General features: G+C 67.3%; 12 protein-coding genes. 10 read left to right on the forward strand and 2 right to left on the reverse strand.

All coding sequences use genetic code 11. The features are described from left to right. The first annotated feature begins 99 nt into the window (after positions 1–99). The 6 genes from AC1DVR_RS06455 (at position 100) to AC1DVR_RS06480 (ending at position 9,096) form a co-directional block, all read left to right on the forward strand. The gene (locus AC1DVR_RS06455) at positions 100–2,136 is read left to right on the forward strand and encodes a hydantoinase/oxoprolinase family protein (protein WP_477999716.1); all 2,037 of its coding nucleotides are present in this window, start codon (positions 100–102) and stop codon (positions 2,134–2,136) included. Between the two features lies 1 nt (position 2,137). Then, a complete protein-coding gene (locus AC1DVR_RS06460; RefSeq protein WP_477999717.1) occupies positions 2,138–4,084 on the forward strand; it encodes a hydantoinase B/oxoprolinase family protein in 1,947 nt (648 codons plus the stop codon). A 37-nt stretch (positions 4,085–4,121) separates the two neighbouring features. Further along, positions 4,122–4,985, forward strand: a complete 864-nt coding sequence (locus AC1DVR_RS06465) for a LysR family transcriptional regulator (RefSeq protein ID WP_477999718.1) — start codon at positions 4,122–4,124, stop codon at positions 4,983–4,985. A gap of 122 nt (positions 4,986–5,107) precedes the next feature. Continuing rightward, entirely contained in the window at positions 5,108–6,571 is a 1,464-nt protein-coding gene (locus tag AC1DVR_RS06470) for an aldehyde dehydrogenase family protein (RefSeq protein ID WP_477999719.1), read from the forward strand. Positions 6,572–6,578: 7 nt separating this feature from the next. Further along, positions 6,579–7,619: a tartrate dehydrogenase gene (locus tag AC1DVR_RS06475; protein ID WP_477999720.1), complete on the forward strand. Its 1,041-nt coding sequence runs from the start codon at positions 6,579–6,581 to the stop codon at positions 7,617–7,619. Between the two features lie 10 nt (positions 7,620–7,629). Next, positions 7,630–9,096: an NAD-dependent succinate-semialdehyde dehydrogenase gene (locus AC1DVR_RS06480; RefSeq protein WP_477999721.1), complete on the forward strand. Its 1,467-nt coding sequence runs from the start codon at positions 7,630–7,632 to the stop codon at positions 9,094–9,096. A gap of 89 nt (positions 9,097–9,185) precedes the next feature. Here the strand turns inward: AC1DVR_RS06480 and AC1DVR_RS06485 are convergent, their stop codons facing one another. Beyond that, positions 9,186–10,469 (reverse strand): NAD(P)/FAD-dependent oxidoreductase, encoded by a 1,284-nt coding sequence (locus AC1DVR_RS06485; RefSeq protein WP_477999722.1) that lies wholly within the window; start codon positions 10,467–10,469, stop codon positions 9,186–9,188. Further along, the gene (locus tag AC1DVR_RS06490; protein ID WP_477999723.1) at positions 10,470–11,138 is read right to left on the reverse strand and encodes a haloacid dehalogenase type II; all 669 of its coding nucleotides are present in this window, start codon (positions 11,136–11,138) and stop codon (positions 10,470–10,472) included. It abuts the gene before it with no gap. A 324-nt stretch (positions 11,139–11,462) separates the two neighbouring features. On the opposite strand from AC1DVR_RS06490, the gene AC1DVR_RS06495 reads away from it, so the two are divergent. The 4 genes from AC1DVR_RS06495 (at position 11,463) to AC1DVR_RS06510 (ending at position 16,482) form a co-directional block, all read left to right on the forward strand. Further along, positions 11,463–12,305: a GNAT family N-acetyltransferase gene (locus tag AC1DVR_RS06495; protein ID WP_477999724.1), complete on the forward strand. Its 843-nt coding sequence runs from the start codon at positions 11,463–11,465 to the stop codon at positions 12,303–12,305. 18 nt (positions 12,306–12,323) lie between these two features. Further along, positions 12,324–13,700, forward strand: a complete 1,377-nt coding sequence (locus AC1DVR_RS06500) for an aminotransferase class III-fold pyridoxal phosphate-dependent enzyme (RefSeq protein WP_477999725.1) — start codon at positions 12,324–12,326, stop codon at positions 13,698–13,700. Beyond that, a complete protein-coding gene (locus tag AC1DVR_RS06505; RefSeq protein ID WP_477999726.1) occupies positions 13,700–14,614 on the forward strand; it encodes a 2-hydroxyacid dehydrogenase in 915 nt (304 codons plus the stop codon). The genes AC1DVR_RS06500 and AC1DVR_RS06505 overlap by 1 nt, the downstream gene beginning before the upstream one ends. 257 nt (positions 14,615–14,871) lie before the next feature. Beyond that, positions 14,872–16,482, forward strand: coding sequence for an ABC transporter substrate-binding protein (locus AC1DVR_RS06510; protein WP_477999727.1), 1,611 nt, complete (start codon positions 14,872–14,874; stop codon positions 16,480–16,482). The last annotated feature ends 17 nt before the right edge of the window (positions 16,483–16,499 follow it).

Consider the following 16,499-nt stretch of genomic DNA (forward strand, 5'->3'; position numbering starts at 1 on the left):
CCAAGGCTATGGATACCCATCCCCTTTGAATTGGCCTCCGCCACGGCGGCCTGCGAGACTGTCGCAGGACACGGAACGATACCGGCAAGGGAGCATGACATGGGCTATCGGATTGGCGTGGATGTGGGCGGGTCCTTTACCGACTTCGCCGTGCTGGAGGAAGAGACCGGCGCCCTGACCACGCTCAAGGTCGTCTCGCGCCCCGATGCGCCGGGGGCGGAGATTGGCGCGGGGTTGGACCGGCTCGCCGCCGACCATGGCCTCAGCGCGGCGGAGGTCAGTTATTTCACCCATGGCACCACGGTGGGCATCAACACCGTGATCCAGCGCAACGGCCCGAAACTGGCCCTCTTCACCACACGGAATTTCGAGGATGTGCTGGAAATTGCCCGCCTCAAGATCCCGCAGATCCACAACCTCTACTCCCGCCGCCCCGCCCCGCTGATCCCGCGCCAACGGGTCTTCGGCATTGCGGAGCGGATGGCGTCGGATGGCAGCGCCCTGACCCTGCCCAGCCTGTCCGATGTGGCCGAAGCCCTGACCCGCGCCCGCGAGGCCGGGGCCGAGGGCATCGTCGTGGCTTTCCTGCACGCCTACCGCAACCCCGCCCATGAACAGGCGGTCCAGACGATGATCGAAGGCCTGGCGCCGGGACTGCCCGTCATCACCTCTTCGGGCACATGGCCGGTGATCCGGGAATACGAGCGCACCATCACCGCGACCATCTCGGCCTATGTTCAGCCGCGCGTGGCGCATTACCTGAACCGGTTCGAGACCGCCCTGCAGGACAAGGGCGTCAGCGTCCCCGCCCATATCACCAAGTCGAACGGCGGGGTGATGGGGATTGCGCAGGCCAAGGCGGAATGCGTGCAGATGATCCTGTCGGGCACCGCGTCGGGCGTCATCGGGGCGGGGTTTCTGGCGCAGGCCTGCGGCTTTGACAAGGTGCTGAGCCTTGATATCGGCGGCACCTCGGCAGATGTCGCGGTGATCCTCGACGGCGTTGCGCAATATGGCACGGGCGAGGTGATCGGCGATTTCCAGATCCATATCCCCTCGGTCGCGGTCAGTTCGGTGGGTCAAGGCGGCGGCTCGGTGGCGCAGGTCGATGCGACCGGGCTGCTGACCGTCGGCCCGGAAAGCGCCGGAAGCACCCCCGGTCCGGCCTGTTATGGCCGGGGCGGCATCAAACCCACGATCACCGATGCGATCGCCGCCGCCAACCTGATCGGCCACGGCACGCTGGGCTATGGTGCGGTCACGGTGGACCAATCCGCCGCCCGCACCGCCATCGCCCCCCTCGCCGCCCGCCTGAACGCCACGATCGAGGAAACCGCCGCCAGCATCGTCGAGGTTGCCGTCTCGGCCATGTATGCCGAGGTTTCGGGCCTGATCTCGCGCTTTGGCATCGACCCGCGGGAGTTCCACCTCTTCGCCTTCGGCGGCGCGGGGGCCATGCTCGCCTGCTTCCTCGCCCGCGAGCTGGACATGAAAGGCGTCGTCGTGCCCCCCACCCCCGGCGTCGTCTCGGCCTTGGGCGGGCTCATCGCCGACCTGCGCAACGATTTCATCCGCACGCTGTTCCTTGACCTCGGCCAGGGCACCGTCGCCCTCGCCGCCGCCCTGACCGAGCTGGAGGCGACGGGCCGCGCCTGGATCAGCGGCCAGGGTTACACCGGCCCGGTCGAGATCCGGGTTTCGGCCGACATGCGCTATCTGGGCCAATCCTACGAGATCGAAACACCGCTCGCCCCCGACTGGATCACCCAAGGCGACAGCGAAGCCATCGCGCAGGCCTTCCACGCCGAACACGCCCGCCTGTTCGGCCATGCCCGCGCCGGGGCCGAGGTGCAGGTGGTCAACCTGCGCCTTGTGGCCTCGGGCGCCACGCCGAAACCCGTGGTTCGCAAGCCTGACCCCGCCAGTGCCCCCGTCACGCCCGAGCGCCACGTCACCGGCTGGTTCGACGGCAAGCCGCATCAGACCCCGCTCTACCCCCGCGCCAGCCTCAAGCCCGGCCATCGTCTGACCTCTCCCGCCATCGTCGCCCAGGACGATACCACCACCGTCATCCCGCCCGGCTTTGCCCTGACGGTCGACGCCTTCGGCAACCTCGTCATCACGCGTCAGGTGTAACATGACCCAGATCAGCCCCCGCACCCTGCAAGTCCTCGCCAATTTCTGCGGTGCCGCCGCCGATGCCATGGCCTTCACCCTGATGCGCACCGCCCATTCGGCCTTTGTGAAAGAGACCGAGGATTTCTCCTGCCAGGTCGTCACCCGCGAGGGCCTTGCCTTCGCCAACCCGCGCCAGTTCGGCGCGCCCTGGTATTCCGGCATCGACTACGGCCCGCTTCTCGCCAGCTTCGCCACCTATGCCGAAGGTGACATCTGCATCACCAACGACCCCGAGGCCGGCCATGTCGCGACCCACACCCCCGACATCCACATCTGGAAGCCGGTCTTCCACGAGGGCACCCTCGCCTGCTTTGTCGTGGGTCACATCCACAACACCGATGTCGGCGGCGCCGTCCCCGCCTCGCTGTCGCGCAGCCTGACCGAGATCGCGCAGGAGGGCCTGCGCATCCCGCCGGTCAAGCTGGTGCAGAACGGCGTCGAGAACCCCTATATCGCCGACCTCATCCGCGCCAATGTCCGCCTGCCCGACCAGAACCTTGGCGACCTTGCCGCCCAGATCGCCTCCGTCAACGTGGGCGCGCGCAAGATGGGCGAGATCATCCGCCGCTTCGGCCTGCCGGACTTCCTGGAGGGTATCGCGGCGATCCTCGACCATGCCGAGGCGCAGACCCGCGCCATAATCTCCCGCGTCCCCGACGGCGATTATTTCTTCGCCGACTATGCCGACGAGGACAGCCCGAAAGGCCTGCCCGCCCGCGTCGCCCTGACCCTGCGCATCAGGGGCGACAGCGTGGAGCTGGATTACACCGGCAGCGACCCGCAACTTGGATCGTCGCTGAACATGCCGACCGGGGGCCGCGAAAGACACCCGCTGGTGATGGTCGGGCTGACTTATGTGCTTTACACGCTGGACCCGACCCTTTGGCTGAACGCCGGCACCCTGCGCCCGGCGCGGGCGGTGCTGCCGGAGGGGTCGATGGTGAACTCCGCCCCCGGGGCCGCCATCGGGATGCGCTCGCTCACCTGTGCCATGACGCAGATCGTCACCGTCGGCGCCTTTGCCCAGGCCCTGCCCGACCTGATCCCCACCGCAGCCCCCGGCGGCAATGCGATCATGAACATCAAGACCTCGGCCCGCAACGGCCGCCCGATCATGGCCTCGATCGGCCCGGTGGGCGGCGGCGGCGGGGCCACGCCCTTTGCCGATGGCAGCGACGGCGCGGGCGGCGCCACCGGCTTTCTGCGCAACACGCCGGTTGAGATCACCGAGGCCGAAGTGCCGATCCGCTTCCTGCGCTATGGGCTGGAGCCCGACACCGGCGCCCCCGGTCTTTGGCGCGGTGGCCTTTCGGCGGTGATGGAGTTCCAGATCTCCGCCCCCGAAACCGTGGTGACGGCGCGCAACCGCAACCGCTCGGTCATGGCGGCCTGGGGCTTGCAGGGGGCGGGGGCAGCCTGCGTCTCGCGCTTTGTGAAGAACCCGGAGGGCGAGGCCATCGACCTTGGCAACACCGACCTCGTCGCCTGCGCGCCCGGCGACGTGATCCGCGTCACAGGCCCCGGCGCGGGCGGCTGGGGCGATTCCTTCCGGCGGCCAGAGGCGCTGGTCCTGCGCGATGTGCAGGCCGGGGCGGTCAGCCTCGCCTCTGCCGCCCGCGATTACGGCGTGGTGATCCGCAATGGCACGGTGGACAGGCAAGCCACCGCAGCCTTGCGCGCCGCCCCCCGCCCCGCGCCGCAAACCTTCAGCCTTTCCCCGCAACGTCAGGCCTTCGAGGCGGTCTGGACACCCGAACGTTATGACCACTTGACCGCCTTCCTCGCCGCACAACCCGTCGGCTGGCGCTTCTTCCTCAAACACCGGGTCTTTGCCGAGGTCGCCCAGCGCCCCTCCACCGCGATGGCGGAGATTTTTGCGGGCCTCACCGCGCAATACGCCCTGTGACCTTGCGCGGCCCGTCGCGATATGGCCCCCTGCCCGGATGAACGCCCGCCAGATCGAGCTTTTCCGTGCCATCCTGCGCGACGGGTCGCTGACCGCCGCGGCGGCGAGCCTTGGCATCTCGCAGCCCGCCGCCTCCAAACTCTTGCACCATCTGGAGGATCACCTTGGCTATGCGCTGTTTGAACGCCTCGGCGGCCGGCTGATCGCCACGCCAGAGGCGCAGCTTCTGAAGGACGACGCCGACCGCGTGTTCCGCCAGATCGAGGTCTTGCGCGATCTGGCCCGCAGCGTGGGCAGCCGCAAGGTCGGCCTTCTGCGCATCGGGGCCAGCCTGCCGGTGATCTGGTCGGTGCTGCCCCAGGCCCTGACCGATTTCCGCGCCCTGCATCCGACCGTGAAGATCCACCTGCACAACCTGACCGCCAAAGAGATCACCGAGACGCTGCGCGCGGGCGAGCTGGATCTTGGCCTGACCCTCTCGCCCATCCTCGCCCCCACCGTGCGGACCGAGGCGCTGGCCCCGGTCGAGGTCGCCGTCCTTCTGCCACAGGGCCATCCCCTGGCCGAACGCGCCACCATCGGCCCCACCGACCTGCAAGGCCTGCCGCTGATCTCTTACGGCAGCCATGCCGTCGTGGGTCCCGCGCTGGACGAGGCTTTCCAGACGGCGGGATTTGCGCGCGAGGTGGCGCTGCAGGTGACCACCTCGGTCGCGGCGGCGCCTTTGGTCGCGGCGGGGCTGGGGGTGGCCCTCGTCGATGGCATGGCCGATTGGCCCGGCCTGATCCGCCGCCCCTTCCGCCCTGCGGTCCATATGGGGCTTGTCGCCTCCACCGACAGCGCGCGGCCCCTGTCGCGGCTGGCCAAACCCTTCCTTGCCGCCCTGCGCGCCCGGCTGTGACGCCACACAGAATTGCGCCACCACCCCGGCAAACAGGATAATCCACTGCGCACCCCTTGGGCCCGACGCAATCTGCGGGGCCCCTGCCCTTATCTTCGGCGCAAGCCAAGCCGGAGAGACCCATGAGCCAATCCTTCAACCCCGATGCCCTGAACCTGCCGCAGGGCCACTTCATCGGCGGCCGTCTGGTGCCGGCCAAGGGGGGCATGGACCTCAAGCGCCCCTCGGATGGCCAGGGCTTCGCCAGCTGCCCGATCGCCGAAGCCGACATGGTCGATCAGGCGGTCGAGGCGGCAAAGGCTGCGCTCAAGACCTCCGGCTGGGGCCAGTGCCAGCCCCGCGACCGCACCCGCGCCCTGCACGCCTGGGCCGACCTGATCGAGGCCGAGGCCGAGGATCTGGCGAGGCTGGAGGCCGTCCCCTCCACCCGCCTCATCTCCCAGATCGTGGCGGGCGATATCGCCGTGACCGCCGAACAAATCCGCTTCTTCGCCGAGATGGCCGACAAGGAAGGCAGCGATCTGGTCCCGACAAGGGGCGATCAGCTGGGCATGATCGTCTCGGAACCTTACGGCGTCGTGGGTGCCATCACTCCGTGGAACTTCCCGATCTCGATGGCGGGCTGGAAGCTGGGGCCGGCGCTGGCGGCGGGCAATGCCGTGGTGATCAAGCCATCGGAAATGACGCCGTTCTCCACCCTGCGCCTGGCCGAACTGGCGGTGAGGGCGGGGATACCGGCCGGGCTGATCAATGTGGTGCTGGGTGACGGTCCCACCACCGGCACCGCGCTGACAGGCCACCCCGGGATCGGCAAGATCAGCTTCACCGGGTCAACCGCCGCAGGCAGCGCCATCATGGCCAATATCGCCCGCAGCGGGGTCAAACCCATGACGCTGGAACTGGGCGGCAAAAGCCCTCAAGTCGTCTTTGCCGATGCCGACCTGACGCTCGCCGCCGATTGCATCACCCGCAACATCCTGTTCAACGCAGGCCAAGCCTGCGTCGCGGGCAGCCGGGTGATCGTCGAGGCCTCGGTCGCCGAGGCCTTCGCCGCAGCGCTGACCCAGCGGATGAAAGCCCATGCCCCCGGCGTGACCTGGGATGCCGCCTCGGCCTATTCACCGATCATCTCGGCCCGCCAGATCGACCGGATCGACAGCCTTGTCCAATCCGCCGTGGCTGAGGGCGCCGAGGTTCTGACCGGCGCCTGCCGCATCGACCGCCCGGGCTATTTCTACGCCCCCACGCTTCTGGCCAATGTCACCCAGACAAACCCCGCCGTCACCGAAGAAATCTTCGGCCCGGTCCTGACCCTGCAAACCTTCACCACCGAGGCCGAGGCCCTGGCCCTGGCCGACCACCCGACCTATGGCCTCTGCGCCGGGCTTTATACCCGCGACCTTTCCCGCGCCTTGCGGGTGATGAAGGGCCTGCAGGCCGGCACGGTCTGGATCAACCGCTATGGCCGCTCGCGCGACCATATCCTGCCGACCGGGGGTTACAAATCCTCCGGCCTCGGCAAGGATCTGGGGCGCGAGGTCTACCACGCCAACCGGCGCACCAAATCCGTCCTGATCGACCTGTGAGGCTGAAATGACCCAATCCAAGACCCACCGCATCGCCCTGATCCCCGGCGACGGCATCGGCGTCGCCGTGACCGAAGCCGCCATGCAGGTGGCCGCCAAGGCCTGCCCCGCGGTGCAGACCACCAGTTTCCCCTGGTCCTGCGAGACCTACCTGCAAACCGGCCGCATGATGCCCGAAGACGGCCTCGAAACCCTGCGCGGCTTTGACGCGATCTTCCTTGGCGCGGTCGGCTGGCCGGCCAAGGTGCCCGATGCCGTCTCGCTCCACGGGCTCTTGCTGCCGATCCGCAAGGCCTTTGTGCAATATGCCAACATCCGCCCGCACCGCCTGCTGCCAGGCGTCGAGGGGCCGCTGCGCAAGGACGGCTTCGACATCCTCTGCATCCGCGAGAATACCGAGGGCGAATATTCCGGCGCCGGTGGCCGCGTCCATGTCGGCACCCCCGACGAGGTGGCGGTCGAAACCGCGATCTTCACCCGCTCAGGCGTCGAACGCATCCTGCGCTTTGCCTTTGACCAGGCCCGCAAGCGGCGCGGCAAGCTGGCTTCGGTGACCAAATCCAACGCCCAGAAATACTCGATGGTGTTCTGGGACGAGATGACGGCCCTTGTGGCCAAAGACTATCCGGAGGTGGAGGTCACCTCCTATCACGTCGATGCGATCTGCGCGCGGATGGTAATGGCGCCGGAAAGCCTTGATGTGGTGGTCGCCTCGAACCTTTTCGGCGACATCCTGACCGACCTTGGCGCCGCCATTCAGGGCGGGCTTGGCTTTGCCGCCTCGGCCAACATCAACCCCGAACATTCGGCGCCTTCGATGTTCGAACCGGTGCATGGCTCGGCCCCCGACATCGCCCATCTGGGCATCGCCAACCCGATCGCCGCGATCTGGTCGGCGTCGATGATGCTGGACCATCTGGGCGAGGCCGATGCCGCCCGCCGCATCATGGCCGCGGTGGAGGCCACGACCGCCCAAGGCATCGGCACCGCGCCGGGCCGTGACCGGACCGAAACCATCACCAAGGCCGTTCTGGCCGCCCTCGACTAGGAAGATCCCGATGACCCAGACCTATCCCGCCCTGCCCGGCCTGAAAGACCCCGACCTCTTCCGCCAGACCGCCCTGATCGGCGGCGCCTGGGTGGAGGGCGAAAAGACCGTCGACGTGACCGACCCCGCCACCGGCGCCGTGATCGGCACCGTGCCAGACCTGTCGGGCGCCCAGACCCGCGCCGCAATCGACGCCGCCGAGGCCGCCTTCCAGACCTGGCGCCGCGTCCCCCATGCCCAGCGCGCCGCCGCACTGGAACGCTGGTTTGCCCTGATGGAGGCGCATGCCGCCGACCTCGCCCTGATCCTGACGATGGAGCAGGGCAAACCCCTCGCCGAGGCCCTGGGCGAGATCGCCTATGGCGCCTCCTTCGTGAAATGGTTCGCCGAAGAGGCGCGGCGGATCGACGGCTCGGTCATCCCCTCCCCCGCCGGAGACCGCCAAATCGTGGTGCTGAAGGAACCGGTGGGCGTCTGCGCCATCGTCACACCCTGGAACTTCCCCAATGCGATGATCACCCGCAAGGTGGCCCCGGCGCTCGCCGCCGGCTGCACCGTGGTGATCAAGCCATCCGAGTTCACCCCTTTTTCGGCGCTGGCCCTCGGCGTTCTGGCCGAACGGGCAGGAATCCCGGCCGGCGTGGTCAATATCGTGACCGGCATGCCGCAAGAGATTGGTGCGGAACTGACGTCCAACCCGGTGGTGCGCAAACTGTCCTTCACCGGCTCCACCAGGATCGGCTCGCTTCTGATGGCGCAATGCGCGCCGACCGTGAAACGCCTGAGCCTGGAACTCGGCGGCAACGCGCCGCTAATCGTCTTCGACGACGCCGATCTGGAGGCCGCCGTCGACGGCGCCATCCTGTCGAAATTCCGCAACGGCGGGCAAACCTGCGTCTGTTCGAACCGGATTCTGGTGCAGGCCGGGGTCTACGATGCCTTTGCCGAGAAGCTCTCCGCCCGGGTTGCGGCGATGAAGGTCGGACCGGGCCTGACCCCCGGCATGGACATCGGCCCGATGATCAACGCTGCCGCCATCGACAAGATCGCCCGCCATGTGGCGGACGCTTTGGCCAAAGGCGCAAAGGTCGCAGCCCAGGCGCCAGTGCCCGCAGGCGCGCAATACGCCGCCCCCGTGGTGCTGACCGGGGCGACCGAGGCGATGGACCTGGCGCAGGAGGAGACCTTCGGCCCCGTCGCCCCGCTGTTCCGCTTCGAGACGGAGGAAGAGGCGATCCGGCTGGCCAATGCCACGCCCTACGGCCTCGCCGCCTATTTCTTTACCGAAAGCCACAAACGCGCCTGGCGCGTCGGGGCCGCGCTGGAGTTTGGCATGGTCGGGCTGAACACCGGCTCGGTCTCGACCACCGTGTCACCCTTCGGCGGCGTCAAGCAATCGGGCCTGGGGCGCGAGGGCGGCAGGCTCGGGATCGAGGAATATCTGGAGAGCAAGGCCTTCCACATGGCGGGTCTCTGAACGGGAAAAGGGGGGGCTAGCCCCCCCGCTGCGCAGCAAGCTGCTTCGCACCCCCCAGGATATTTGCGCCAAAATGAAAGGGATGCCGGTTATTGCACCCGGTCGAGGAACTTGTACCAGGCGCCGACCACGGGCAGGAACCAGGGCTTGCCGAAATGGCCGGGCACCGCGGCCCAAGGGAGATCGGCCCAGGGGTTTTGCGTGGCCGCACCGGTCATCAGATCGGCCATGATTTCCCCCATATGGGTGGCGATCTGGGCGCCGTGGCCGGAATAGCCCATCGAGTAATAGACGCCATCGGCCTGGCCGGCGCGCGGGAAACGGTCCTTGGTCATGTCGACCAGACCGCCCCAGCAGTAATCCACCTCGACTCCCTTCAGCTGCGGGAAGATCTCGGCCAGCGCCGCTTGCAGGATGGCGCCGCTTTTCGCGTCCGACTGCTGGTCCGACCGGGCCGAGAACCGCGCCCTGCCGCCGAAGATCAGCCGGTTGTCGGGCGACAGGCGGAAGTAGTTGCCGACGTTGAGCGAGGTCACGCAGGTCCGGTTGCCCGGCATGGTGGCGGCCACTTCGGCGCCGGTCAGCGGGCGGGTCGCCAGAAGGAAACTGCCCACCGGCACGATCCGGCGCCGGAAGAAGGGGAAGGCCGCTGTCGTATAGGCCCCGGTGGCGAGGAAGACTTTCGAGGCGGTCACGGTGCCTTTCGGCGTGGTCAGCGCCCAGCCCTGGCCCTGCGCGCGCCGCGCGGTGACGGGGGTATGCTCGTGGATCTCCGCCCCACGGCGGGCGGCGGCCTCGGCCAGACCGACGACAAAGCGCCCCATATGCATCATCGCACTTTTCGGCATCAGAACCCCGCCGTAAAAGGCGTCCGAGCCGATCTCGCGCGCAAGGTCGGCACGGGTCAGCAGTTCCGCCTCGCGGTCGACCCTGGCATGGATCGCCTTGTAATTCTGCGCGATGCCCTCGAAATGCTTGGGCTTGGAGGCGAGCTTCAGCTTGCCCGAGCGGCGGAAATCGCAGGCGATCCCCTCCTCGGCGATGATGCGTTCGATCGTCTCGATGCCCTGATCGAAGGCGCGGTACATCGCCTCTGCCCGCGCCGCGCCGAACAAGGCGCAGGCATGCCCGTAGCTGTGGGCGATGCCGTTGTTCAGATGCCCGCCATTCCGCCCCGAAGCGCCGAAGCCGACCTGATGCGCCTCCAGCACGATGACGCGGCGCCCTTCCATCGCGAGCTTGCGCGCGGCGCCAAGGCCGGTGAACCCCGCCCCGATCACCGCCACATCGTATTGGCCCTGCGGCGCCGCCTTGCTGCCGCCGGTGAAGGCCGGGGCGGTCTCGTGCCAGTAAGAGCTGAACTGCGTGGCCATTTACAGACCAAACACGCCGGGCAGCGCGCCGACATCGGTAATCTCGGTATATTCGTAGAAGGGGTTGGCCGGCTCGTGCTTGCGGTTCACCCAGACCTTGGAGGTGATCCCCAGATCATAGGCCGTCATCAGATCATAGCGGAACGAGGAGGAGACATGCGTCACATCCTGCGGCCCGCAGCCAAGCTGGTCGAACATATATTCAAACCCGTTCATCTGCGGCTTGTAGCTTCCCGTCTGTTCCGCAGTGAAGACGGCATGGAAGGGCGCGCCGAGCTTTTCGACATTCGACATGATCTGGGCATTGTCGGCGTTGGAGAGGATGACCAGCGGGATCTCCTTGGCCAGTTTCGCAAGACCCGCCGGCACATCGGCATGCGGGCCCCAGGTCGGCACCTCGTTATAGATGCGCAGGGCGTCCTCGTCGCGGAAGGTCACCTTGTTCAGCTTGCAGGTGCGTTCGAGGGAATTGTAGACCACCTCGGAATAGGACTTCCAGGCGCCCAGCACCTCGTCCAGCCGGTAGGCGGAGAAGTTCTTGATGAACTTGGTCATGGCGGTCTCGTCGAGCATCTCGCCATAGATGCGGCGGGCGGCGCCGGCCATGTCGAAGTTGATCAGCGTGCCGTAGCAATCGAAGGTCACGAATTTCGGGCGGAAGGCGGGCATGGCGGTATCCTTGGGCTGGGGCGCTGCGGGCAGTGGCCCGGGGTGCATTTTGTCGAGTCTAGCGGCAAAAGCGCGGCTGGCCTTGTTGCAATCCCACCCCGCCAAAGCACAAAACGCTGTATGAAATCGGCGCTGCGGCACAGAGTTGCGGAGAGGGGCTTTCCCTGGGCCCGGCTGCCGGTGCCAAAGACCGCGCGTGGCACATCCTGCGGTGCGCCGGGGCAGGAACGGCGGAAGATTGCGCCGGGCTTGCCTGTTGCAACCGCATAAGGCAGCGGATGCGGCCTAGTCTGAGTGCCATTCCAGACGCCTGACAGGTTGGCCATGACTGATATACTCACCTTCGCCCCCTTCACCCCGGATCACCTGGACGGCGCTTTACGCCTGTCACAGGCCGCAGACTGGCCGCATCGCCGCGCGGATTGGGATCTGGTCCTCGGCCTCAGCCAGGGCGTGGTGGCCCTGGCGGGCGACAAGGTGGTGGGCACCGCCATCGCCACCACCTTCGGCCCCGTCGCCTTTGCCAACATGATCATCGTTGACGCGGCGATGCGCGGCCGTGGCCTCGGCCGCAGCCTGATGGAGCGGATGATGGCGCTTGCCGCACCGCAGGAATGGCGCCTGACCGCCACGACCGAGGGCTTCCCCCTCTACCGCAAGCTCGGCTTCGAGGAGACCGGACAGATCGTGCAACTGCAAGGCCCGGTCGCCGCGCTGACGGCACCTGCGGGCGTCGACTGGGCCACGCCTGCCGATCTGCCCGGGGTCATCGCCCTGGACCAGCAGGCGACCGGCGCCGACCGTCGCACGCTTTTGACCCGGCTGGCCGATGTAGGGCGGATCGCCGTGATCCGCGAGGCGGAGGGTCTGGCGGGCTTTGCCGCCCTGCGCGCCTTTGGTCGCGGCGAGGTGGTGGGCCCGGTGGTGGCACAGAGCGACGATGTGGCCAAGAACCTGTTATCCTTTCTGTTTTCCTCGCGCCCCGGTGCTTTTCTGCGGGTGGACATCCCGCAGACCTCGGGCCTGGCCCCCTGGTTGCAGGCGGCGGGCCTCGCCCCGGTGGGCGGCGGCATCGCCATGCGGCGCGGCGCGGCCGTGGCGCAGACCTCCCCCGCCCAAACCCCGATTTTCCTTACCTATGCCCTGGCCGCGCAAGCGCTCGGCTGACCTGATCCGGAGACCAAAATGCTCAGCAATTCCCTCATCGAGCTTGACCGCGCACATCTGATCCATCCCGTCGCCTCGTGGCGCGGGCATGAAAAGGCGGGCGTGCGGGTCATAGCCTCCGCCAAGGGCGCCACGGTGACCGATGCCACCGGCCACCAACTGATCGACGGCTTTTCCGGCCTCTGGTGCGTCAATGCCGGCTACGGGCAGGAGAGCGTGATCGAGGCCGCCACCCGCCAGCTGCGCGAGCTGCCCTACGCCACCGGCTATTTCGGCCTGGGGTCGGAGCCGGCGATCCTGCTGGCCTCCCGGCTGGCCGACCATGCGCCGGGCGATCTGAACCATGTCTATTTCACCCTCGGCGGCTCGGATGCGGTGGACAGCACGGTGCGCTTTGCCCGCTACTACTGGAATGCGCGCGGGATGCCGGGGAAGGATCAGTTCATCTCGCTGCTACAGGGCTATCACGGCTCCTCCACCGTGGGGTCGGGGCTGACCGGGATTCCCTTGTTTCATGCGGGCTTCGGCGTGCCTCTGGACTGGCAGCACAAACTGCCGTCGCATTACATCTACCGCAACCCGGTGGGCCAGGACCCCGCCGCGATCATCGCGGCCTCGGTCGCGCAACTGCGCGCCAAGGTCGAGGAGATCGGCGGCCCGGACCGCGTCGCGGCATTTTATGCCGAGCCGATCCAGGGCTCCGGCGGCGTGCTGGTGCCGCCCCGGGGCTGGATGGCGGCAATGCGCGCGGTCTGCACCGAGCTTGACATCCTCTTCATCGCCGATGAGGTCATCACCGGCTTTGGCCGCACCGGCCCGCTGTTCGCCTGCGCCGAGGATGGCGTGGTGCCCGACATGCTGACCTGCGCCAAGGGCCTGACCTCGGGCTATGTGCCGATGGGGGCGGTCTTCCTGTCGGAAGGGGTCTACAGCACCATCGCCGACCATGCCGGCGCCGCCGCCATTGGCCATGGCTTCACCTATTCCGCCCATCCGGTCAGCGCGGCCGTCGGCCTTGCCGTGCTGGACCTCTACGAGGGCGGGCTTCTGGACAACGGCCGCACCATGGGCGCGCGCCTGCTGGAAGGTCTCGCCAGCCTCTCCGACCATCCGCTGGTCGGCGATGTCCGCGGCCGCGGCATGCTCGCGGGGGTGGAGCTGGTCACCGACAAGGCCAGGAAAACCCCGCTGCCCGCCACGTCCTTGCCCTCGACCCGCATCTTCGAACGCGCCTGGGCCAATGGCCTGGTGATCCGCGCCTTCGGCAACGGAGTCCTGGGCTTTGCCCCGCCGCTCTGCTGCACGGGGGAGGAGATCGACCAGATCGTCGCCCGCACCCGCCAGACCCTCGACCAGACGCTGGAGGACCCCGAGGTGCGGGCAGCTTTGGCCTGATGGCGGTCCTGTACCTGTCGGACCCGGCGCGCGGTGCGGTTTTCCGCGCCGCGCTGGCCGCGGCCTTCCCCGACCTGCCCTTCCACATCGGCGAGGCGCCCGACCCCAAGGCCGTGCGCTACCTCGTGACCTGGGAGGCACCCGCCAACCTGGCCGAGACCTATCCCAACCTGCGGATCATCCTGTCGGTGGGCGCCGGCGTCGACCAGTTCGATCTGGCCAGCCTGCCACCGGAGGTCGCGGTGGTGCGCATGCTCGACCCCAGCATTGCCGAGCAGATGCAGGAATATGTCACCCTCGCCACCCTCGCCCTGCACCGCGATCTGCCGCTGTACCTTGGCCGTCAGGGGCTTGGGCACTGGCAGACCAGCCCGAACCAACCCGCAGCCAAACGCCGCATCGGGGTGATGGGGCTGGGCCAACTGGGACAGGCCGCGCTCTCCGCCCTGCGCCCCTTCGGCTTCCCCCTCGCCGGGTGGAGCCGCAGCCCGCACCAGATCGAGGGCGTCACCTGCTTCACCGATCTGGACAACTTCCTGGCCCGCACCGACCTGCTGATCTGCCTCCTGCCGCTGACACCCGAGACCACCGGCATCCTCAACGCCGACCTCTTCGCCCGCCTGCCCAAGGGCGCGCAGCTGGTCCATGCCGGGCGCGGCAGGCAGCTTGACACCGAAGCCCTGCTTGCGGCGCTGCAAGCGGGCCATCTGGCCGGCGCCATGCTGGACGTGACCGACCCGGAACCCCTGCCCGCCGACCATCCCTTGTGGTATGATCCGCGTGTCATCGTCACACCGCACATCGCCTGCCAGACCCGGCCCGAGACCGCCGCCGCCCATGTCACCGCCGTCCTGCGCGCCGATCGAAGCGGCGCCCCGCTGCCGGGCCGCATTGACCGCACAAAGGGCTACTGACCGGATGCCGCAGGGCTTGAACGATTCAGCATATTCTGCCGTCTGACCGGATTTTTCAAAGTTTACCTTTGGAGAATTGGCCCAGAATGACGGCATAGACCAGCAATTCTCCGCAAGAATTGCAGAGGTTTTCCGGCCAGAGCGGTCAGATATCTCTCTGGCAGTAAATGCCGCAAGTGTCGAACCAGACCCCCGGCCCGCTTGGGCAGGGACCTGCCATAAAAATGCGCCCAGGCGCAGCAACACGGGAAAATGCCATGAAAGACACCGAAGTAAAGAACTGGACCCGCCGCGACGACGCGATGGTTGAAAAGGCGCTGCGGGGCGGGGCGACGCGCCGCGACCTTCTGCGGATGTTCATGGCGGGCGGCATCAGCCTGGCCGCCGGCGGCATGATCCTCGGCCGCGCCTCTTCCGCGCTGGCCGCCACGCCGGTCAAGGGCGGGCACCTCAAGGCTGCCGGCTGGTCCGCCTCGACCTCCGACACGCTCGACCCGGCCAAGGCCTCGCTGTCGACCGATTACGTCCGCTGCTGTGCCATCTACAACCGCCTGACCTTCCTGCCGGAGAACGGCGAAGTGCAGATGGAACTGGCCGACAGCATCGAAAGCAAGGATTCCGTCGTCTGGACCGTCAAGCTGAAATCCGGCGTGACCTTCCATTCCGGCAAGACCCTGACCTCGGCCGATGTGGTCTTCTCGCTGATGCGCCACCTTGACGAGGCCACCGGCTCCAAGGTCCATTCGATCGCCAAGCAGATGGTCGAGATCAAGGCCGTCGATCCCTCGACCGTGCAGATCACCCTCTCCGCCGCCAACGCCGACCTGCCGACGATCCTGGCCCTGCACCACTTCATGATCGTCTCCGAAGGAACCACCGACTTCTCCAAGGGCGACGGCACCGGCGCCTTCAAGCTCGACAGTTTCGAGCCCGGCGTCCGCTCGGTCATGGCGCGCAACGAGGCCTATTTCAAAGGCCCGGTCCCGCTCGACAGCTTTGAATTCTTCGGCATCTCGGACGATTCCGCCCGGGTCAACGCGCTGATTTCCGGCGATATCCAGCTGGCCGCCTCGATCAGCCCGCAGTCGATGCGCCTGATCGAAAGCCAGTCCAACGTGGACATGCTGAAATCGACCGCCGGCAACTACACCAACCTCAACATGCGTCTCGACATGGCGCCGGGCGACAAGGCCGACTTTGTCGAGGGCATGAAGCTGCTTCTGGACCGCGAGACGATCCAGAAATCCGTGCTGCGCGGTCTGGCCGAGGTCGGTAACGACCAGCCCATCCCGCCGATGAGCCGCTATCACAATGCGGACCTCAAGCCGCGCGCCTATGACCCGGAAAAGGCCAAGGCGCTGTTCGAAAAGGCCGGTCTCCTCGGCCAGTCGATCCCGATCGTGGCCTCCGAAGCTGCGACCTCCTCGATCGAGATGGCCACCGTCGTGCAACAGGCCGGGGCCGAGATCGGCATGAACTTCGACGTGCAGCGCGTGCCGTCGGATGGCTATTGGGACAAGTACTGGCTGGTGGCGCCGATCCACTTCGGCAACATCAACCCGCGCCCGACCCCCGACATCCTGTTCTCGCTGCTCTACGACACCAAGGCGCCGTGGAACGAAAGCCACTATTCCTCGCCCAAGTTCGACAAGATGCTGGTCGAGGCGCGCGGTCTGCAGGACTTCGCCAAGCGCAAGGAGATCTATGACGAAATGCAGGTCATGGTCTCCAACGAGGCAGGCACCGCGATTCCGGCCTACCTGTCCAACGTCGATGCCAAGTCGAAAAAGCTGCAAGGCCTGGTTGCCAACCCGCTGGGCGGCATGATGGGCTATGCTTTCGCCGAATACGTCTGGCTCGAGGCGTAACACAAGCCAGACCGCGG

This window comes from Rhodobacter sp. P2_H5 (assembly GCF_056403335.1).